Source organism: Nitrospirota bacterium, assembly GCA_013388455.1.
Taxonomy (GTDB): Bacteria; Nitrospirota; Thermodesulfovibrionia; order Thermodesulfovibrionales; family SM23-35; genus JACAFF01.
Map to the genome: position 1 here is coordinate 23,775 of JACAFF010000008.1, position 20,980 is coordinate 44,754.

The 20,980-nt window shown below is 37.3% G+C and carries 25 protein-coding genes; 14 read left to right on the plus strand and 11 right to left on the minus strand.

Translation table 11 applies throughout. The annotated features are described in order from the left end of the window. The first annotated feature begins 333 nt into the window (after positions 1 to 333). From HXY53_02820 to HXY53_02830, 3 genes are all read left to right on the plus strand, one after another. On the plus strand, positions 334 to 816 hold the full coding sequence (locus HXY53_02820) for an adenosine-specific kinase (protein ID NWF75498.1): 483 nt from the start codon (positions 334 to 336) through the stop codon (positions 814 to 816). Positions 817 to 948: 132 nt separating this feature from the next. Continuing rightward, positions 949 to 1,284 (plus strand): phosphoribosyl-AMP cyclohydrolase, encoded by a 336-nt coding sequence (gene hisI / locus HXY53_02825; GenBank protein NWF75499.1) that lies wholly within the window; start codon positions 949 to 951, stop codon positions 1,282 to 1,284. Further along, complete coding sequence (locus HXY53_02830) at positions 1,277 to 1,438, plus strand: rubredoxin (protein ID NWF75500.1); 162 nt, start codon at positions 1,277 to 1,279, stop codon at positions 1,436 to 1,438. The genes hisI and HXY53_02830 overlap by 8 nt, the downstream gene beginning before the upstream one ends. A 5-nt stretch (positions 1,439 to 1,443) precedes the next feature. Here HXY53_02830 and HXY53_02835 read toward each other — a convergent pair whose 3' ends face one another. From HXY53_02835 to HXY53_02850, 4 genes are read right to left on the minus strand one after another with little or no spacing between them, the layout of a single operon-like run. After that, positions 1,444 to 1,896: an N-acetyltransferase gene (locus HXY53_02835; protein ID NWF75501.1), complete on the minus strand. Its 453-nt coding sequence runs from the start codon at positions 1,894 to 1,896 to the stop codon at positions 1,444 to 1,446. Continuing rightward, a complete protein-coding gene (locus HXY53_02840) occupies positions 1,877 to 2,425 on the minus strand; it encodes a 2-oxoacid:acceptor oxidoreductase family protein (protein NWF75502.1) in 549 nt (182 codons plus the stop codon). Before HXY53_02840 ends, HXY53_02835 begins: the two co-directional genes overlap by 20 nt. Before the next feature lie 15 nt (positions 2,426 to 2,440). After that, the gene (locus HXY53_02845) at positions 2,441 to 3,208 is read right to left on the minus strand and encodes a 2-oxoglutarate oxidoreductase (protein ID NWF75503.1); all 768 of its coding nucleotides are present in this window, start codon (positions 3,206 to 3,208) and stop codon (positions 2,441 to 2,443) included. Next, positions 3,192 to 4,133 carry a Ppx/GppA family phosphatase gene (locus HXY53_02850; GenBank protein ID NWF75504.1) on the minus strand — a complete coding sequence of 314 codons (942 nt, stop codon included), beginning with the start codon at positions 4,131 to 4,133 and terminating at the stop codon, positions 3,192 to 3,194. The genes HXY53_02845 and HXY53_02850 overlap by 17 nt, the downstream gene beginning before the upstream one ends. A 182-nt stretch (positions 4,134 to 4,315) precedes the next feature. Here HXY53_02850 and rpsF point away from each other — a divergent pair, with 182 nt between their 5' ends. The 11 genes from rpsF (at position 4,316) to HXY53_02905 (ending at position 13,634) form a co-directional block, all read left to right on the plus strand. Then, positions 4,316 to 4,651 (plus strand): 30S ribosomal protein S6, encoded by a 336-nt coding sequence (gene rpsF, locus HXY53_02855; GenBank protein NWF75505.1) that lies wholly within the window; start codon positions 4,316 to 4,318, stop codon positions 4,649 to 4,651. After that, the gene (gene ssb, locus HXY53_02860; GenBank protein NWF75506.1) at positions 4,652 to 5,059 is read left to right on the plus strand and encodes a single-stranded DNA-binding protein; all 408 of its coding nucleotides are present in this window, start codon (positions 4,652 to 4,654) and stop codon (positions 5,057 to 5,059) included. It begins immediately after the preceding gene. Position 5,060: 1 nt separating this feature from the next. After that, a complete protein-coding gene (locus tag HXY53_02865) occupies positions 5,061 to 5,306 on the plus strand; it encodes a 30S ribosomal protein S18 (protein NWF75507.1) in 246 nt (81 codons plus the stop codon). Further along, a complete protein-coding gene (locus HXY53_02870; GenBank protein NWF75508.1) occupies positions 5,287 to 5,589 on the plus strand; it encodes a DUF507 family protein in 303 nt (100 codons plus the stop codon). The genes HXY53_02865 and HXY53_02870 overlap by 20 nt, the downstream gene beginning before the upstream one ends. After that, positions 5,586 to 5,870 (plus strand): DUF507 family protein, encoded by a 285-nt coding sequence (locus HXY53_02875; protein NWF75509.1) that lies wholly within the window; start codon positions 5,586 to 5,588, stop codon positions 5,868 to 5,870. The genes HXY53_02870 and HXY53_02875 overlap by 4 nt, the downstream gene beginning before the upstream one ends. Beyond that, positions 5,804 to 7,816: a diguanylate cyclase gene (locus tag HXY53_02880; protein NWF75510.1), complete on the plus strand. Its 2,013-nt coding sequence runs from the start codon at positions 5,804 to 5,806 to the stop codon at positions 7,814 to 7,816. The genes HXY53_02875 and HXY53_02880 overlap by 67 nt, the downstream gene beginning before the upstream one ends. Positions 7,817 to 7,904: 88 nt before the next feature. Beyond that, positions 7,905 to 8,939, plus strand: a complete 1,035-nt coding sequence (hrcA, locus tag HXY53_02885; GenBank protein NWF75511.1) for a heat-inducible transcription repressor HrcA — start codon at positions 7,905 to 7,907, stop codon at positions 8,937 to 8,939. A 20-nt stretch (positions 8,940 to 8,959) separates the two neighbouring features. Beyond that, entirely contained in the window at positions 8,960 to 9,553 is a 594-nt protein-coding gene (gene grpE / locus HXY53_02890; protein NWF75512.1) for a nucleotide exchange factor GrpE, read from the plus strand. Between the two features lies 1 nt (position 9,554). Continuing rightward, entirely contained in the window at positions 9,555 to 11,483 is a 1,929-nt protein-coding gene (gene dnaK, locus HXY53_02895; GenBank protein ID NWF75513.1) for a molecular chaperone DnaK, read from the plus strand. 297 nt (positions 11,484 to 11,780) lie between these two features. Beyond that, positions 11,781 to 12,884 carry a molecular chaperone DnaJ gene (gene dnaJ, locus HXY53_02900; protein NWF75514.1) on the plus strand — a complete coding sequence of 368 codons (1,104 nt, stop codon included), beginning with the start codon at positions 11,781 to 11,783 and terminating at the stop codon, positions 12,882 to 12,884. Between the two features lie 12 nt (positions 12,885 to 12,896). Then, a complete protein-coding gene (locus tag HXY53_02905; protein NWF75515.1) occupies positions 12,897 to 13,634 on the plus strand; it encodes a 16S rRNA (uracil(1498)-N(3))-methyltransferase in 738 nt (245 codons plus the stop codon). Here the strand turns inward: HXY53_02905 and HXY53_02910 are convergent. The 7 genes from HXY53_02910 to HXY53_02940 form a co-directional block, all read right to left on the minus strand. Further along, positions 13,631 to 13,939: a hypothetical protein gene (locus tag HXY53_02910; protein ID NWF75516.1), complete on the minus strand. Its 309-nt coding sequence runs from the start codon at positions 13,937 to 13,939 to the stop codon at positions 13,631 to 13,633. The genes HXY53_02905 and HXY53_02910 overlap by 4 nt on opposite strands. A gap of 103 nt (positions 13,940 to 14,042) precedes the next feature. After that, complete coding sequence (gene glnA / locus HXY53_02915; protein NWF75517.1) at positions 14,043 to 15,455, minus strand: type I glutamate--ammonia ligase; 1,413 nt, start codon at positions 15,453 to 15,455, stop codon at positions 14,043 to 14,045. Positions 15,456 to 15,748: 293 nt separating this feature from the next. Continuing rightward, positions 15,749 to 16,087: a P-II family nitrogen regulator gene (locus HXY53_02920; GenBank protein ID NWF75518.1), complete on the minus strand. Its 339-nt coding sequence runs from the start codon at positions 16,085 to 16,087 to the stop codon at positions 15,749 to 15,751. 18 nt (positions 16,088 to 16,105) lie between these two features. Next, a complete protein-coding gene (locus HXY53_02925) occupies positions 16,106 to 17,476 on the minus strand; it encodes an ammonium transporter (GenBank protein NWF75519.1) in 1,371 nt (456 codons plus the stop codon). A gap of 11 nt (positions 17,477 to 17,487) precedes the next feature. Further along, the gene (locus HXY53_02930; protein NWF75520.1) at positions 17,488 to 18,249 is read right to left on the minus strand and encodes a hypothetical protein; all 762 of its coding nucleotides are present in this window, start codon (positions 18,247 to 18,249) and stop codon (positions 17,488 to 17,490) included. A gap of 35 nt (positions 18,250 to 18,284) precedes the next feature. Further along, positions 18,285 to 18,443 carry a hypothetical protein gene (locus tag HXY53_02935; protein ID NWF75521.1) on the minus strand — a complete coding sequence of 53 codons (159 nt, stop codon included), beginning with the start codon at positions 18,441 to 18,443 and terminating at the stop codon, positions 18,285 to 18,287. A 530-nt stretch (positions 18,444 to 18,973) separates the two neighbouring features. After that, complete coding sequence (locus HXY53_02940) at positions 18,974 to 20,959, minus strand: cation:proton antiporter (GenBank protein ID NWF75522.1); 1,986 nt, start codon at positions 20,957 to 20,959, stop codon at positions 18,974 to 18,976. Between the last annotated feature and the right edge of the window lie 21 nt (positions 20,960 to 20,980).

Here is a 20,980-nt window from a genome sequence, read left to right on the forward strand (position 1 = left end):
CATGCTATGAAATATGAAAGGCTTGACATATACAGTAAAAATTTATTTTCATTATAGCATAGTAAATAGACTCATTAGTCATTAGTCAATAGTAAAAAGAGGTAATATCAAAAGTTTCATGGGAAAACCTTACTACAATGTCCCCTGCTGGCGGGGGACAGAAGAAGGTTTGTAATCCTGCCAGCGGGGGACAAAAGAAAGGATATGAACCCGCCAGCAGGAGACAAAAGGGGGAGGCAAGCAAAAAATAAACAATGCATTGATAATTAAGGGTTTTAAGTCTTTTTGAGAAAAAACTTTTGACAATACTTAAAAATAAAAAAGGAGGAGGATATGGAATTAAAAGCGGTAAAGATAAATATCCCAAAAGATTGTAATATTATCCTCGGCCAGACACATTTTATAAAGACAGCAGAGGATCTTTACGAAATTATTGCGACTTCGGTCCCACAAGCAAGATTTGGTGTAGCATTTACGGAAGCTTCCGGGCCCTGTTTGATAAGAACAGAGGGTAACGATGCAGAGCTAATTGAGGTATGTATTGAGAATCTCCAGGAAATCGGAGCAGGACACGTCTTTTGTGTAATTTTAAAAAATGCTTTCCCGATTAATGTCCTGAATCAGATTAAAAACTGTCAGGAGGTTTGCAGGATTTTCTGTGCAACTGCAAATCCTGTTGAGGTGATTGTAGCAACGTCTCCACAGGGGAATGGAGTGCTTGGTGTTATTGATGGTTTTTCACCAAAGGGGATAGAGAGTTCAGACGATAAGAAACATAGAAAAGATTTCTTGAGGAAGATAGGTTATAAGCTCTAAATTAAATGAGATAATAACCAATCCTGAAAAAGACAGGATAAAGATAGTTCAATCCACGAATCATTTTATTAATTCAGTGTCATAATATCGTTAAGTAACTATAAATTTATCGAAGAATAAAAAGGAGAGACTATGATACCTGAACTTAAATATGACGAAAAAGGGCTAATCCCTGCTATTATACAGGATATTGAAAATGGAGATGTTCTAATGCTGGCTTATATGAACAAGAAATCTCTTGAGATGACTGTTGAGACCGGGTATACACATTTCTGGTCACGCTCAAGGCAGAAGTACTGGAAGAAAGGAGAGACTTCAGGACATGTTCAGGAAGTAAAGGAAATTCTCTATGATTGCGATTCAGATACTCTACTTGTGAAAGTTATCCAGCATGGGTCTGGTGCATGTCATACAGGAAACAGGACATGTTTTTATAGAAGTATAGAAAGAGAGGTAAAGGATGGATAAATATAAATGCACTGTCTGCGGATACATCTATGACCCACAGGAGGGTGATCCTGAAGGCGGGATAAAACCTGGTACACCTTTCGAAAGCCTGCCGGATGAATGGGTCTGTCCTGTATGCGGTGCTTCTAAGAGTGAATTTGAGAAAGTAGAATAGTGAGCTTAAATATATTTGATTACAGCATGCTCATCGCACTCGGGAAATCGTGGGCAACGTAAACAGTCTCCCCATATCTTTTGCGGTAGTTGCGCTTTATCAATATCAACAAACCCTATCTTCCTGAAGAATTCTGGATGGTATGTTAATGCAAAGACCCTTTTGATTCCAAGAGATTTTGCCTCTTTCAGACAATGTTTTACCAGATTTTTTCCTATCCCCATTTTCTGGTAATTTTTTGCTACTGCAAGTGATCGAATCTCAGCGAGATCTTCCCACATAATGTGTAATGCACATACTCCACAAATATAGCCTTTCTCTTCGTATATAACAAAATCTCGAAGTGTTTCATAGAGTTCATTTAGTGACCTGGGAAGCATGATTTCTTTCCTTGCAAAATCATTAATAAGCTTATGAATATGTTTTAAATCGGAAACTTTAGCTTTTCTTGTCTTCAATGTAACGTATTCCCTTAATTAAGGCTTTTTTATTATCTTCAATAATCTTCTTATTCTTGCCAGACATAGATTTTTCAATCGCTTCTAAGACATATGATTCATCCAATAAACCTGTAACTGCGATGAATGCACCGAGAAGCACCATATTTGCAGATTTGGTAGTGTTTATTTTGGAAGAAATCTCTGTAGCAGGGACTCCTAAGATTTTGATATCATTTTTTTCTACAGTATTTTTGATCAGCGAAGAGTCGAATATAAAAATGCCTTTCTCTTTAAGTCTTGGAAGAAATTTATACATTGATGCTTCATTCATCACGATGAGGGTATCAGGATTTAATACAACCGGAGATCCTATTAACTCATCAGATACAATGACCGTACAATTTGCAGTTCCTCCTCTGACCTCAGCACCATAAGAGGGGAACCATGTAACTTCCTTACCTTCAAGCATACCTGCATGAGCAATAATTTTTCCTAAGAAGAGTATGCCCTGACCACCAGAACCACCTATGATTATTTTATTTTCCAGTTAAACTGTTCTCCTTTATTTTGATAAAATCTGTTCTCCTGAATGTGCAAATTTATCTTTAAAAGTTCCGAGTGGGAATACTTTTGACATCTCCTTTTGTATCCATATCAGTGAATCAACCGGAGAGAGCTTCCAGTCTACAGGGCATGGTGAGAGTATCTCAACCAGACTGAACCCTTTATCTTCTATTTGATATGTGAATGATTTTTCTATTGCTTTCTTTGTATTCATAAGATTTTTATATGAATCTACAGAGGTTCTTGTAATGTATGTTGAGCCTTCAATATTTGATAGAAGTTCAGCAACCCTCAGGGGATATCCATCTATTTTTGGATTTCTACCTGAAGGTGTTGTAGATGTTTTTTGCCCTAAGAGTGTTGTCGGCGCCATCTGTCCTCCTGTCATGCCGTATGTTGCATTATTTATAAAAAATACAGAAATATTTTCTCCTCTGTTAGCAGCGTGAATGATTTCGGCTGTCCCAATTGCTGCAAGATCACCGTCACCCTGATAAGAAAAGATTATTCTGTCGGGGAGTATACGCTTAAGACCTGTAGCAGCAGCAGGCGGTCTGCCATGAGCAACTTCGAGTACATCAAAATTAAAATAATCATAGGCAAATACAGCACATCCGACAGGAGCAATACCAATTACCCTATCGCGAATGCCAAGTTTATCAATACTCTCAGCAATTAATCTATGTATAAGGCTATGTCCACAACCCGGGCAATAGCGGAAAGGTTCTTTTTTAAGACTTTTTGGCCTTTCAAAAACTTTTTTCATCAATCTCTAATAATGCTCCTTCAAGAAGTCCATAATCGCTTATGATCATTTCTGTAAAATGGAAAAAATCCATGACATTAATTGTAAATAGTAAGCCAGGTATAATCAAGTCTGCCCTTTGAGGTTCAAGTCCTTTGACTTTTTTTCTTTCTTCAAGAGTAAGGGGCAATAGAAATTCAGACATTTTTTTTAATCTACTCAGAGGTATTCGATGCATATGGATTTTTTCACGCGAATATTCATCAAGTTTAAGGTCTATAGATGCTAATGTTGTAAATGTCCCACCGGTTCCGATTAATTCTGTTTTTTCGGCAATTAATTCGTGTATTTCAGGTTCGAGTTTTTTAATAACTAAATACATCTCATTTTTCATGTCTGATAAATCATTATTTGAGATGGGATCTGTTTTTAAAAAATTTTCTGTGAATTTTATTACTCCTACAGGTATGCTTCCCATTCTAATTGAGTGTTCACCATTATATAAAATCCATTCTGTACTCCCGCCACCAATATCAAGAATTAACAATGTCTTATTAAGATACTTAGGCTCTGAAAAAGATAAGAGAATGCCCTTCAAATTCAGTTCTGCTTCTTTTTCTCCAGATATTACATCTATTTTAATTCCAGTTTCATCGTTGACTCTCTGAATGAATGTATCTGAATTTGATGCCTCACGCAGAGCGCTCGTTGCAATCGCTCTGATATGTACTACATTGTATTTTGATATCATTGATGCAAATTCTTTCAGAGCCTTGATTGATTCTTCAATATTTTTGACCTGAAGTCTCCCGGTTTGATTAACTTTGTTCCCAAGACGTGTTATTTTCCTATCAGAGAAGATGTCTATAATCTTCCCTTTCTTGATTTCAGCTATGAGGAGCCTGAAAGTATTCGACCCGACATCTATAGAAGCATAAGCCGACATGTCTCAAATATTATAAAACTATAGACAAATGAAAGACTACTATGAAAAAAAGAACCTTCCATCAGAGGGGAAGCTATTGATTTTATAATATCTTATATGGTATAAAATTAAGATTTATTACGTTACAGAGTTGAAAGGAAATCTGTGAGAAGGAGATTAGCTGGATGAATGTATATGAAAACATGGTGATTCTTAACACAGCGCTTTCTGATGAAGATGCTGAAGTTGCTGTTGGCAAGATAAAAGAATTAATCGCAAATCAGGGTGGAGAAGTATTAAAGGTTGATGTCTGGGGTAGAAGGAAGCTTGCATATGAGATCAAGAAACAGAAGAAAGGATTATATATTTTATTGTTCTTTAAAACTCCAACCACGACAATCAAAAAACTGGAAGAGTTCTACAAAGTTTATGATGCTGTGTTGAAGTATTTGATTGTAAAGCTTACTGCAAAACAGGTTCGTAGCCTTGAAAGCGTTGAAGCTTCTACGGAGCAGATGGAACAAAAGAGCGAAAGTTAAATGTTTAATAAAATTATACTTATAGGAAACCTGACAAAAGACCCGGAACTTAGATATACTCCACAGGGGACCCCGGTAGCATCTTTCAGGTTGGCGGTGAATTATAGATATAAACAGTCCGCTGGAAGCGGAGATGAAATTAAACAGGAGACAATGTTTATAGATAATGTAGTTTTTGGAAAACAGGCTGAATCATGCAGTAGATATCTTAATAAAGGTAGCTCTGTTCTTGTTGAGGGAAGATTGCAGGAGAGAAGATGGGAATCGAATGGACAGCAAAAAAGTAAATTTGAAGTCATTGCACAATCTGTAAAATTTCTCTCGAGGCGTGGGGCACAGGATTCAGGCTTAGGCGGTGAAGGAGACTTTACACCTCCTGAAGAAACTTCTGATTTAGAACCATTCTAAAATGAAAGGAGAAAGACAAAATTTGCAGCAGAAAAAATTCCTGAGAAGAAAGTTTTGCAGGTTCTGTTCTGAAAAAGTGGAATTTATAGATTACAAAAATATCAAGGTACTAAAGAGCTATCTTACAGAGAGGGGAAAAGTCCTTCCAAGAAGGATGACAGGCACATGTGCCAGACATCAGAGAGAACTTACTAAATCCATTATGCGAGCAAGGAGTATAGCTTTGCTTGCTTTTGCTGAAAAGTAGGATGAGGGTCCCTAAGTCTTGGGTTCCTCTCCTAACAAAAAAAATAATAGATGCTCTCATTACAAAAGGGCTAATTAAGCCTGAAATACCAACCGAAAAACTTCTCTTAGAAGCGGAAACCATAATTTTTGATGAGCTTTCAATAGAGGACAGGCTAAATGATGAGATTAGAGAACTTTTAAAGAAACATTCCACTGAAATTGAGAAAGGTCATCTGGACTACAGAAAACTTTTTGAACTTACTAAACAGAAGCTTGTGAAGGAGCGAAATCTCGTATTATGATGCTATCAGATGATAAAATTTCCCACCTGAGTCATGTTTTCCTCAAAGGACTGAAAGATAAGAAACTTATTACAATGCTTGAGGAAGAAGGGAAAATAAGATCTGAGGTTAAGAGGATAATCATATCAGAATTAATGGTTGGCGAAGAGATTGATGCTGCTGTTAGAAAAAAGCTACAATCATTCAAAAAAAAGATCGTTGAGGGAAGCCCTGAGTGGGATATATTATACAAAAAGTTTTTCAAGGAAGAGGAGGTAAAAAGAGGCAGGGTTTCTGGATAAAAAGGGGAATCCCTTTACTACTTCTTTTCTTTACCTATCTCGGTCTACTTTTTGATTTTTCGATAAATAAAAGACCATTCTGGTTTATCCTTTGTGCAATTACAATATCAGTCTGCTACTTTTTACATTACAGAAAAGATTGGGGAGATTACTCTATTGAAATATTTTCATCTTTTGCCATTCTGATTAGCGGTGCAAGTTTATCATTTGGACTTCCATGGTTGATATTGCTCTATTTCCCATTTATGATTACTATTGCTTTTTATAATAGCTGGAAAAAGGTTGTTACAGTTTTATTATTAATCCCCTTTTTTGAAATTAAAAATATTATATTTAAGGATAGATTTTATGAAGAGATAGCGATTATTATCTCTCTTGGACTGACTGTTGGCCTTTTTCTTCTTTTCAAGAAAAAATTAATAAGTGACAGCATCTCTGATATTGAGAAAAAAACATATGATTTATCCTCATCTGAAATAATCCCATTCAATGATGAAAAAAGAATATCTCATTGTCTTCAGTCAATGTTCAGGATTGATGAAGAATGTAGAGATATTTTAGTAGTTATAAAAAAAATACTATGTGCAGATTCTGTGAGCCTGTTTGTAGGGTCAGACAGCGGCCTCAGATTGCGTTGTTCGACTGAAGAATCAGGAAGAATCATTCCTTCGGATAATGGAATTATCAATCGTTGTTTTAATCAAAAGGAATCCTTTCTATTAATTGATATAAATGAAAAGGATATTCATCCCGGTTACTTAAGACAGGATAAAATTTCTTCATTAATTACAGTTCCTGTAATTGACGGCGATTTCACTCTTGGCGTTGTAGCCGCTGATAGTGCCCGATTTCAAGCATTTAATCCTTCAGACAGAGAAGTTCTTGAAACGTTTTCACAGCATATTACAAGAATTTTCCAGAAAGAGCGTCTTTATCCACACATCCAACGATCATACAATGCACTAAAAACATTGCATGAGGAAAGTTCTAAACTCCTTTCAACTCTTAATATGGATGAGATTGCTGAACATTTGATAGAAGGTGCAAAAAAGATTGTATCTGCTGATATTCTTTTTTTTGTAACAAAAGGTAGTGAATTCGAAATAATTCATAAGACAAATATTCCAATCGATAAAGATAGAAAAATTAGCTTGAAGAATACCCTACTTGACATGGCAATAAAAAATAAACAGGCTATAAATGTCTCTAATGTTAGAGACTATCGTTCCCCAATTTTGCCTTTTAAGATTGACAATGTGAGATCTGTTCTTATACTTCCGCTTTTTTATGAGAACGACCTCATTGGTATATTAGTACTCCTTTCTAAAGAAGTAAGCGCATTCAATCCTTATCAGATTGAACTTCTTGAAGTGCTTGGGAATCAGGCATCTACTTCAATGGCAAATGCCAGATTCCATGCAGAAATAGAACGTATTGCTATTACCGATGGACTTACAGGTCTTTATAATCATCGGTATTTTCAGGAAAAACTTTCAGAAGAGTTCAATCGTGGAGAGAGATACTCAAACCCTCTTTCCCTTCTTCTAATTGATATTGATTATTTCAAAAAGATCAATGATACATATGGTCATCCTGTCGGAGATGCAGTGCTAAAAAAAATTGCCAGTATTATAAGAAAGACTATACGCAGTATTGATATCCCTGCTCGTTATGGTGGTGAAGAGTTTGCCTTAATACTCCCTGGAACAGATTCTCATGGAGCGAAGAATATGGCAGAAAGATTGAGAAAGGCAATTATGGATACCAGCTTTTTCGCTGACAAAGATAGATTTAAAGTTACTGTAAGCATAGGAATCTCAACTAATCCTAATCCGAAAGGAACCGTGGAAGTAAATAATAAAGAAGAATTAATTGAAAAAGCGGATAAAGCATTGTATGAGGCTAAAAAAGCTGGCAGAAATCGAAGCATTTTTCTGCTTGTCTAACTTAATAAGTGCAGAGTATAATCAGCTACTTGACATGTCAATAAATTAATTGTTAAATTATTAGCACTTGACAGTGGAGAGTGCTAAAATGCACGAACTGAGTGAAAGAACAAAGAAAGTCCTTTTTGCTGTAGTCCAGAGTTACATTAATTATCCTGATCCTGTAGGCTCACGGGCTATAACGAAGAGGTATGGTTTTGGATGGTCACCGGCTACAATAAGGAATATTATGGCTGATCTTGAAGAAATGGGTTTTTTAAGACAGCCACATACATCTGCTGGAAGGATTCCAACAGACCTGGGGTATCGATTCTATGTCGACTCCCTTACTGCTGAGCCCGAATACTATCAGGAAAAAGAAATATTTAAAGATATTTATATGAAGTTGGAAACACTTAAAAATGACATAGAAATGTTACTCGGGGAGACTACCAAGAGTTTTTCTATGTTATCCCATTATCTCGGGATAGCGATGTTACCTGTTATTGATATGACAACTTTGAAAAGGATTAACATAATTAAATATAAAAATGATAATGCTGTTGTGGTGTTGTTAACAGATGAGGGAGTGATTAAGAATAAAATCGTCAAGATTGATCCAAAAATAACTCAAAAGGATTTAAACAGAATGGCATCGTATATTAATACAGAATTTTCAGGGTATGCAATGGATGAGATACGCTTGAAGATACTTCGCGAAATGTCAAAAGAAAAGATAAAATGTGATACTCTAATCGCAAGGGCAATGAGCCTCTGCCAGGAAGTTCTTTGCTTTCAAGAAGGTGCTCTTTTTGTTTCAGGGTTAACTGAAGTGCTCAATTTGCCAGATTTTGCAGATCTTGAAAAGATAAAAGAATTGTCAAAAGCAATAGAGGATAAACATACAATTATCAAGTTGCTTGACAAACTCTCAGAATCTGACGGGGTTAAGGTTATTATAGGTTCTGAGAATTCCCTCGATGAGATGAAAAAGTTAAGCTTGATTGTTTCTCCATGCAAAGATAGTAATCGTCCTGTTGGAATTGTAGGTATCATAGGGCCTACACGTATGAACTACGCTAAGGCAATATATCTCGTCGATAATACAGCTAAATTCATCTCTAAAATGCTTTCCGGGAGGTAGATAATAGAGTAGATAATAGAATGGAAAGTTCTGATATAAATAAGAACCAGATTCCATCACTTGAAGAAGAGGTTTCTAAAGATACCGAGATATCTTTTCAGGAAGATAAGGATCGCCTTGTTCCTGAGTTACAGGAGATGAATGATAAATATTTAAGGCTTTATGCTGAATTTGAAAATTACAAAAAAAGGGTAAATAGAGACAAAGAAGAACTTATAAAGTATGGGAATGAAAATCTTATAATAAATCTATTACCTGTACTTGATAATTTAGAGATGGCATTAAAACATGCTACAGATGATCTTTCATCGGGACTTGTTCAGGGAGTCGAAATAACACTTAAAGAAATGAAAAGAACGCTCGAAAAATTTGGATTAACTGTAATAGAGGCTGAGGGAAAGCCATTCGATCCATCGATACATCATGCAATGACACAGGTTGAACGTGAAGATTTAAATGAGAATACAGTAGTCGAGGAATTCAGAAAAGGATATATGCTTAAAGATAAAGTATTACGACCATCACTGGTTGCGGTTTCAAAGAAACCGTCTGTAAACCAGCAAACTCAAGAAAAAGAAATTGAGATAAATAAAATAGTAGAGGAGGAATCTTGATATGGGGAAAGCAGTTGGTATAGATCTTGGAACAACAAATTCTGTTATAGCTGTTGTTCAGGCTGGAGAGCCAGTAGTTATTCCTAATCAGGAGGGATCGAGGACAACGCCATCTGTTGTCGCAATTACTGATAAGGGAGAAAGGCTTGTAGGTCAGATCGCAAAAAGACAGGCTATAACAAATCCAGAGAATACTATATTTTCAATAAAGAGACTTATGGGTAGGAAATTTAATTCCAGCGAAGTCGATCATGCACGAAAAAGATTGCCATATAAGATTGTAGAGGCCGCAAATGGAGATGCACACGTTGAAATAAGAGGGAAAAAATATTCACCTCCTGAGATATCTGCAATGATACTCCAGAAGCTTAAACAAGCTGCAGAGGATTATCTGGGAGAGTCTGTTACGGAAGCTGTTATAACAGTCCCAGCATATTTTGATGACAGTCAAAGACAGGCTACTAAAGATGCAGGGAGGATAGCAGGTCTTAATGTGCTCAGGATTATAAATGAGCCTACTGCTGCATCTCTTGCGTATGGAATGGACAAAAAGAAAGAGGAAAAGATAGGAGTATATGACCTTGGAGGCGGAACTTTTGATATCTCCATTCTTGAACTCGGAGAAGGTGTTATTGAGGTTAAGTCCACCAACGGTAATACATATCTGGGTGGTGATGACTTTGATCTAAGAATAATGGACTGGTTGGTTGAAGAATTCAAAAAAGACCAGGGGATAGATTTAAAGAATGACAAGATGGCGTTGCAGAGGCTGAAAGAAGCAGCTGAGAAGGCTAAGATAGAACTTTCGACAGCTATGGAGACAGAGATTAATCTTCCATTTATTACAGCAGATGCAACAGGTCCAAAACATTTGCTTATGAAATTAACGAGGTCGAAATTTGAGCAACTTGTAGGAGATCTTATAGAAAAAACTATCGGACCGTGTAAAGATGCTTTATCAGATGCTGGACTATCTACGTCAAATATTGATGAAGTCCTTCTTGTTGGAGGTCAGACAAGAACACCAAGGGTTCAACAAGTTGTGCAAAGTTTTTTTGGAAAAGAACCAAACAAGACTGTAAATCCTGATGAGGTTGTAGCAATCGGTGCTGCTATTCAGGCAGCTGTTTTGAAAGGAGACGTTAAGGAAGTGCTTCTTCTTGATGTTACACCGTTATCTCTCGGGATAGAGACACTTGGAGGGATTTTCACTAAAATAATCGAAAGAAACACTACAATCCCTACAAAGAAGAGTCAGATATTCTCGACTGCTACAGATAACCAACCTGCTGTTTCGATAAAAGTGTTTCAGGGCGAAAGAGAAATGGCATCAGACAATAAGCTTCTTGGAAATTTCGAACTCATTGGAATTCCTCCTGCGCCGAGAGGAATACCACAGATTGAAGTAACATTTGACATTGATGCTAATGGTATCCTTCATGTGTCAGCTAAGGACCTTGGAACAGGAAAAGAACAGTCCATCAGAATCACTGCATCGAGTGGCTTGAATGAAGATGAGATTAAGAAGATGATGCGTGATGCTGAAGCTCATGCTGATGAAGATAAAAGAAAGAAACAACTTGCTGAAGCAAGGAATGAGGCTGATACTCTTATATATACTGTTGAAAAAACTCTCAAAGAACATAGTGACAAGTTAACAGAAACAGAAAAACGTGATATTGAGGAAGCACTTGAAAGATGCAAAAAGGCAAAAGATACAAGCAATGAAATTTCAGAAATAAAATCTGCCATAGAATATTTAACAAATACATCTCATAAATTGGCAGAGCATATATATAAAAGCGCAGGTGCTGGAGCAGGAACGGCGACCAGTTCAACAGGGGGAACTGGAGAACAGACTGGTCCAAAAGAATCGAAAGAAGAAGTGGTTGAAGCAGAATTTGAGGATGTTGATAAGGAGAAAAAGTAAACTAATAAATTATTTTTGGAATGAATTCTAATAAATCAAATAGGCCCCCTTTATAGAAGGGGGTTCTCCTCTAACCAAATAATTTAGATGTTGCTCAAAAATTTAATTTTTGTATTTATTATATACTTGATTTATTTAACCCAAAAAATGCTATTGAATAATGCAGATGTTGCGAAAGTGGTTTTACGAATATTTTATCCATAAAAAAATTAAAACAAATCCGATAATTCATCGAGTTGAAGAAATTTTTGAGCAATGTCTGCATTATTCGGGTTAATTTGTTTATAATATGAAATTATGAAAGATTATTACGAAATACTCGGGGTATCTCGGGATGCATCTGAAGTTGACATCAAAAAAGCATTCCGTCAACTTGCAATGAAATACCATCCTGATAGAAATCCCGATAATAAAGAAGCAGAAGAAAAATTTAAAGAGATAAACGAAGCATACTCATGCCTGAGTGATCCTGAGAAAAGATCATATTATGACAGATTTGGAACTGTTGAAGGAATTGGTGCTGGAGCTGGATATAGTCCTTTCGGAACTGGTTTTGGAGATATCTTCGAAGACATATTTGGAGATTTCTTTGGGACTTTTACTGGAAGGAGAAGACCCAGGCCCACAAAGGGGAATGATCTCAGATATGATCTTGAAATAACCTTAATGGAGGCAGCCTTTGGGACAGAAAAGAAAATAGAGATTCCAAGATGGGAAAATTGTCCTGAATGTGCAGGGACAGGGACAGCACCTGGGAAAGTACCTGTAACATGTCACAATTGTAAAGGGGCAGGGCAGGTCAGATTTCAACAAGGTTTCTTCAGTATCTCAAGAACGTGTGAAAGATGTAACGGTGCAGGAAAAATTATCACAGATCCATGCAAATCATGTAATGGTGAGGGCAGGGTCAGACAGTATAGAACTGTAAGCGTTAAGGTCCCTGCAGGTGTAGATACCGGTTCAAGGCTCAGGCTTTCTGGAGAGGGAGAAATGGGAATTAATGGTGGACCAAAAGGTGATCTTTACATAATCATCAATGTTGAAGAACATCCTTTCTTTAAAAGAGATGGAATAGATATTTACTGTGAGGTTCCTCTATCATTCCCACAGGCTGTTCTTGGTGCTGAAATTGAGGTGCCAACTCTTGAAGGAATACATAAAATAAAAATACCACCTGGAACTCCTTCTGGCAGAATATTCCATATAAAAGGTAAGGGTATACAAAAGCTTGGTGGTCATACTAAGGGTGACCAGATTGTCAGTGTCTACATAGATGTTCCTAAAAAACTTAATACGAGACAAAAGGAACTTCTCGAAGAATTCGCCCGTATCAGTGGCGATGAAGTAAATAAGACATTCAGGGAAAAAATCAAGAGCCTCTTTTCAGTCGCTGAGAAGTAGTCGGTTATTTAAATGCCGAGGATATATTTCCCAGCATCAGAGAAAACAGGCGATCAAATAACAATCACAGGCGAAAAATCACATTATCTAATTTCTGTTTTGAGATGCCATAAAAATGACGAGTTGATTTTATTTAACGGAAAAGGTGGTTGTTTCAGGACAAAAATTCTCAAGGCAGACAAAAAGGAAGTAATTACAGAAGTTATAGAAAAATTTCCATGCGATACGGAATCTCCTTTATATATTATCCTTGTGCAGGGACTTGTAAAGGGTGAGAAGATGGATATGATTGTTCAAAAAACCACAGAACTCGGTGTAAAGAAAATTATTCCTGTTATTACAAAGCGAAGCCAATTGAGAGATACAAAAAAGGTTCAGAGATGGAGGAAAATTGCAGAAGAGGCAGCAAGACAATCTGGAAGAAGTATTGTGCCTGATATTCAGGAATTAGCGAGATTTGGTAACCTCTTTAAGGATAATACAGAAAAGAAAAAAGGCTTGATTTTCTATGAAGGAGGTGAAAGAAAATTATCAGAAACTGTTGAGATATTAAAGACAGAATTAAAAGAAATCGGGGAGGAAATTTATCTCATAATAGGACCTGAGGGAGGTTTTGCAGAAGATGAGATAAAAATGGCAAATAATAAGGGCTTTCTTATAACGAGTTTCGGAAGGAGAATACTTAGAGCTGAAACTGCTGCGATTTCTTCGGTAGCTTTAATACAGTTTCTTCTGGGAGATATAGGTTAAATGTCCTTTTCACGGATATTGGATATTCTTTCAACAGGGATAACAATCCAGCCGAGTTCTGATTCAAGATGTACCTCTTCTTCACCAACTTCTATAAGTTTGCCTGTGTATGTAATTCCATCTTCTGCTTCTACAATAACTATTCTGCCAAATAAATCATTTACCATAGCGTTTCCTTGATAATGAAAATTATACCTTTTAGATGGTAACGTCGGCAATAAAAAAAGGAAATAAATTAGCCAAGTAGCCAAGCTCGAAAGAGATTCATGGCTGTCATCTGTATCCGAAAAATTAATATTTTTCACCCCCCTTTAATCCCCCCCTTGGCAAAGGGGGACGAGGAGGGTGTATCGAGTTAAAGAAATTTTCGAGCTATCTGCATTATTTGGGTTAAAAGCATTGTTTGTATTAAATGTCGTAATAAAGGAAAAATTCGTATGGATGCGGTCTGAGTCTTAGCGCGTCGACTTCTCTTGTTCTCTTGTATTTAAGCCACATATCTATAACATCTTCTGTAAAAACATCTCCTCTTTTGAGAAAACTGTGGTCTCTCTCAAGGCAGTCAAGAGCATCCTCAAGTGAGCCTGGAAGGCTTGGAACTTTTGCAAGCTCTTCAGGACCGAGTTCGTATATATCCTTGTCGAGTGGTTCTCCTGGATCAATCTTGTTCTCTATTCCATCAAGTCCGGCCATTAGCATTGCGGAGAAGGCAAGATATGGATTACAAGATGGATCAGGAAACCTTACCTCAATTCTTTTAGCTTTGGGGCTTGGAGAATACATTGGTATACGTATTGCAGCAGACCTGTTTCTGCTTGAATATGCAAGATTTATTGGCGCCTCATAGCCAGGCACAAGCCTTTTATAAGAATTTGTTGTTGGAGCGACAAAAGCAGCAAGCGCAGAAGCATGTTTGAGAATACCGCCAATGTAGTAAAGTGCCATGTCTGACAACCCAGCATATCCATTGCCTGCAAACAAAGGTTTACCAGCTTTCCAGAGGCTCTGGTGTGTGTGCATGCCCGAACCATTGTCACCAAAGAGTGGTTTTGGCATCAGAGTTACTGTTTTGCCATTCCTCAGAGCAACATTCTTAATGATATATTTATACATCATCAGTTTATCTGCCATATTTACGAGAGGTGAAAATCTCATATCAATTTCGCACTGCCCGCCGGTTGCAACTTCGTGGTGCTGAGCCTCAACTTCAATACCAGCCTTTTCAAGCTCAATTACCATTTCTGTGCGGATATCTTGCAGTTTGTCCATAGGTGGAACTGGGAAATATCCTTCTTTATGCCTTGGTTTGTATCCAAGATTAGGACTCTCCTGTCTTCCTGAATTCCAGATACCTTCAATAGAATCAACATAGTAATATCCGCTGTTTGCTGTCTGGTCGAATCGCACATCATCAAAAATGAAAAATTCTGCTTCAGGGCCGAAATATGCAGTATCAGCAATTTTTGTTGATTTCATGTATGCCTCAGCTTTTTGAGCAATATAACGAGGATCTCTTGAATAAGGTTCTTTGGTAATCGGGTCAACAACATTGCATATTATGCTGAGTGTAGGGTGCTGGGTAAACGGATCGAGTACCGCTGTTGAAGGATCAGGTATAACAAGCATGTCACTCATGTGTATAGCCTGCCATCCCCGTATTGATGAGCCATCAAACCCGAGTCCATCTTCAAACAAGCTTTCTGTAAGTTCTTTTGTCGGAACAGAGAAATGTTGCCATAGACCAGGAAAATCCATAAATTTAAGGTCAATCATAACAACGTTGTTCTTTTTTGCAAATTCCTTTACTTCTTTTGGTGTCATAACAGATGCCTCCATAATAGTTAGATTTTTACTCTCTTCACCTCAGATTTATTATCTAAAATCATGCCAGGATGTAACATATTGATATATATGAATATTTTTTATTATTTAGCATTTCTATTTTTTATTTAGCCTACAATTATGTAGGATATTTTGATAAATATATGGCATTCTGATTGTAGAGCCTTATTTATCAAGGTCGGGAATTTGGAAATGTTTGCTACAAATTTGTAGTTAATACAATTTTGTAGCAAACATCATTACGCATGAAAAAAGGAATTTCTTTAAATGCTTTAGATAGCTTCTTCTCCTTTTTCACCTGTTCTTATTCTGATAACATCCTCAAGAGAATAGATAAAAATTTTACCATCTCCTATGCTGCCTGTATTTGATTTCTCAATAATTGTTGAAATTACTTTGTCCTTTAATGTATCTGGAATTACAATCTCTATTTTGATTTTCGGGATAAAATTTACCTCATACTCTGTTCCTCGATAGACTTCGATATGACCTTTTTGTCTTCCAAATCCCTTGACCTCTGTAACTGTCATTCCATGAATTCCGATGTTGTTCAATGCATCCTTTACCTCATCAAGTTTAAAGGGTTTTATAATAGCTTCTACCTTTTTCATTTTGCCTCCTGTCCTTTTTTACAGGCTATATGCCTTTTCGCCATGCTGACTCTCGTCAAGTCCTGTAATCTCGTGTTCTAAATCGACTCTTATGCCGACAGTAATTTTAATAATACCAAATATTAACAATGTTATTACACCGCTGTAAATTATAGTTATAACTACTGCTATAAACTGTTTTAGAAACTGAATCGGATTCCCATAGAGAAGACCTGCGCCAAGTTCATTAACTGAAGGATCTGCGAATATTCCTGTCAGTAATGCTCCGAGTATCCCTCCGACACCATGAATACCAAATGCATCAAGAGAATCATCATATCCGAGTTTTGGTTTTATACTGGCAACTGCGAAGTATGGCACCATGCCAGCAAGTATTCCGATAATAATTGCACCTTTGATATTTACAAATCCTGCTGCAGGTGTTATTGAAACAAGTCCTGCAACCGCACCTGAGGCAAGACCTAAAACTGTTGGTTTCTTTGCATGTATCCATTCTGTTAGCATCCATGATATGGAAGCAAGTGCTGTTGCTGTGTTAGTATTAATAAAAGCAATCCCTGCGATACCGTTTGCCGCAACAGCAGATCCTGCATTGAATCCAAACCAGCCGAACCAGAGAAGACCCGCGCCAGTTACAACCAGGGTCAGGTTGCTCGGTTTAAGAGATGCCTCACGTCTTTTGCCGAGAACCAGTGCACCGATGAGGGCAGCAATACCCGCATTGATATGGACAACTGTCCCCCCTGCAAAATCGAGCGCACCTAATTTTGCAAGGAACCCCCCTCCCCATACCCAGTGGGCAACAGGCACATATACTAAAGTCATCCAGAGTATTGTGAACAATACCCACGCAGAAAATTTAATCCTTTCGATGAATGCACCGCTTGCAAGTGCAACAGTTATAGCAGCGAAAGTCATCTGGAATACAATAAATATGTATTCCGGAACCGTCATTGAAAGGCTGCCAACTCCTACACCTGATAGTAAAATTTTCTCGGGAGCTCCGATGATACCTCTGATATCAGAACCGAATGTAAAAGTGTACCCATAAAAGACCCATAAAAAACTAACTATGCAGTATGATACAAAAGACATAGCCATAGTATTGAGTGTATCCTTCTTTTTAGCCAGACCACCATAAAATAGTGCCAGTCCCGGAAGTGTCATTAGCATAACAAATGCTGTGGCTACAATCATCCACGCAGTGTCCCCTGTATCAATCTTCGGTGTTTCTTCAACTGCTGTTACAGCTTCCGGTAAAGGAGCAGACTGAGCAGGCTTTGCCTGCTCAGCTGCTGGAAGGTGTGGAGGGTTAACCAAGTCTTCAGCAAAGGCCCATCCGCTTATAAGAGTCAGCGCTAATATTGTTAATGCAATTATATTTTTCATCCTATGCTCCTTTAAAAGCTCAGAGTTATATTGATGCCACCGTATAAGATGTCTTTGTCTTTATCATCGCTATAGCTCTCTATCGCATCCTCTGAGTTATTGCTTATAGGGAATGTATAAGCGATCTTCGGTGTAATCATAATTGCTTTCCAGACAGGTATATTCATTGAAGATGAAAGTTCGGCATTATAAAAATTATTGAAATCATCTCCATTTTCATCATATCCCATGACCTTGTTGTTTATGTTATAGCTTGCAGACGCTCCAAAATTAAGAGATACTCCTTTCAGGACTTCTACAGAATGCCCGATTGATGCTATAATGAAAGCGCCCTGGCCTTCATCAAAGTCGTAATATAAAATCACCGACGGTTTTAATAATGTGTCATAGCTTGCGGATAAATATAGCTCTTGTGTGTCATTGGTGCCGCTTAAGGCGTAATAGATATAGCCAGTTCCGAAAATCCACTTATCGATTGATCTTGTGTAGCTCAAAGTAAAGTCGGTTTCTGAAAACTCACCATGTTCATCTCCTTCATCAATTTTCGAATCGGAATCATAATTGGTCCAGATATTTACTCCAAAGACCCCATAAGTAATTCCGACCGAGGGCTGAACTACCCAGCTATTGCTCAACTTCTGTCCTCTCCATACATAATTGCTCATGACATCTACTGAGGCGCTTCCTGATGTTTTGATATCTTTAGCACAAATACTTCCTGCCATCATTACAGTGATCATTAATGCCAGAATTAAAATTTTTAAAATTTTCATCTTATCCTCCTTGATAGTTTTTTAACTTCAACTTTTTAACTTTTAACCTTGAACTCCTCCTTTCTGATATTGTATTTTTTGACCTTGTATGCAATCATCCTTTCAGTTATTCCTAATTTCTTTGCAGCCCTTGACATGACCCATTTGCATTCCAGTAATGCATTTAATATTTCTTCCTTCTCGATTTCTTTCAATCTTTCAGTTAGTGACCCCATTTTGTTGTCTGTAATCTATTACCAAAAACATGCCAATTCTAACTTATTGATTTTTATAGGAATATAAAGATAAGGTATGCTACAAATTTGTAATTATCTACAATTTTGTATGTCAGGAGAGATATTTTTATCTCAAACTAAGGAGTAACATTAGGTTAACCCGAATAATGCAGACATTGCTCAAAAATTTCTTTAACTCGAAAATAAATTTTTTCACAACATATGCATTATTCATTTGCATTTTTCTATAACATGTTACAATGCCGAGGGAATCCCATGCTATGAATAAGAGTTTTTTCTGCTATGTAAATCCTATTATTGCAGTGGTTGTCATAGCAATAGCAGAGAGTGCAGATAATATGGTTAAAATTTACTTGTGATAAATATATTTCCAACAAACGTCTGTCCCAATTCTGTTATTTCGGCTATTATATCTCCATATTTTGAAAGTCTTGTGCGTGAAAAAAGTATGACTGAAGTGCAAACAATAAACCCAAGCCACGGCAACATCAATCAGCACCTTTAAAAAATTGCAATGCGGTGTTCATGCTCTTTCTCTCTCCGGTAAAAAGTATGTAATCATGGTCTTTGAGCAGAAAGTCGGGCTCGGGATTCGTAAACACATTCTTTTCTCTCTTTACTGCAATAATTGTGACACCAGTCTTTCTACGAACCTGTAATTCTTTTATTGTTTTTTCACTAAGATGAGAGCCCTCTGGAATCCTGAAACCGTCTATCTCAATCTCAGGAAGCCACTCATACTTTTCAAAGAGATGCCTTCTGGGAACTTCTATATCCCTAAGGGCGGTATAACTATTACTCCTTACTTTTTCGATCATATCAAGTATGATATTTCTCGGGAAACTGTATCTGTGCAGAACTCTTGAGAATATTTCGATAGAAGTCTCAAATTCTTCAGGTATAACTTCATTAGCTCCCAGCTCTTTCAAATCTTCCACTTCTGCCACATAACGGGTTCTTACAATTATATAGATATCAGGATTTTCCTGTCTGGCGATAGAGATAATCCTCCTTGTAGAAACAGGATCTGATATGGCTACTACAAGTAGACGTGCCCTTTTAATTCCGAGTCTTCGAAGAATTGCCTGACTTGTTCCGTCCCCGTAGAAGATTGGTTCTCCTTTCTTTTTCATATCCCTTACCGTATCGCTGTTCATTTCGAGTACCACATAGGGTATTTCAGCCTCTTTTAATACCTTTGCAAGATTTTTCCCATTCAGCCCAAAACCGATGATGATTACATGATCATGTTTTCTTTTCGGAATCCCTTCATGTTCGTAAGTTTTTTGGAATTTGATGATTTTTCCGAAGATACTTTTCGTTGACACCCAGTCTGAAACAGATGGAGCAATTTGAAGAACGAACGGAGTTGCTATCATGGTGATAACAGATGATGAGAGAAAAATTTGATAAAGCTCATCAGTTATAAGCCCTGAGGCTTTGCCTGCAACAGCAAGGACAAAAGAAAATTCTCCTATCTGTGAAATACCAAGCCCTGTGTAAAGGGAGGTTCTGAAAGGCTTTCCGATAAAAAGTGATGCGGCCGTGCCTGTTATTATTTTTAAACCTGATATGAACAGAACAACCGAGACTATATTCATAGCGTTATTAAAAACAAATCCGGTGTTCATCAACATGCCGATTGAGACAAAAAACAGACCCATGAAGCTGTCCTTAAACGGCAGGATATCTGATATTGCCTGATGGGAATACTCTGATTCGGATATGATAATGCCCGCAAGAAAGGCGCCGAGAGCAAGGGAAAGACCGAATTTCGAAGTAATAAGTGCAATGCCGAGGCAGATAAGAATGATTGTGGTTAAAAATAGTTCCCTGCTCCTTGCACGTACGACCTGGTGGAGTAAAGCTGGAACTATCCATCTTGCGCCAAAAAGTACAATGCCTATAATCAATACTGCTTTGCCTATTTTTATTGATATATCCAGAAAATCAATTTTATCCCCAGAGAGTACAGGGATAAGCATCATGAGTGGGACAATACAGAGGTCCTGAAAAATTAGTATGCCTACCATTGTTTGACCATGAGGAGAATCTATTTCCCCTTTTTCTGCCAGTAACTTTAAAACTATTGCCGTGCTGCTCAGGGCGTAAAGAAAGCCGAAGAAAATGGATTTGTTTACGTCCCTTATTGCCAAATATGTAATAAAGGCTGATATCAATATTGTAAGGAGTACCTGTGTCCCACCACCGCCTATAACAGCTTTCTTGATCTTGAAGAGTTTTGTCATGGAAAACTCAATGCCGATTGTAAAGAGAAGAAGAATAACCCCAATCTCTGCAAGTATCTCAATTGAATGTGTGTCTTTTACGATTCCCAGACCGTAAGGACCGATAATAACACCAGCAACAATAAACCCGACAAGTGAAGGGACCTTCAACTTATATAGAAGCAGTATAACTACTGCAGAGGCAATAAATATAACTTCGAGAGATTTTAAAAAATCGTATTCCATGAATCCTGTAAAATTAAAATA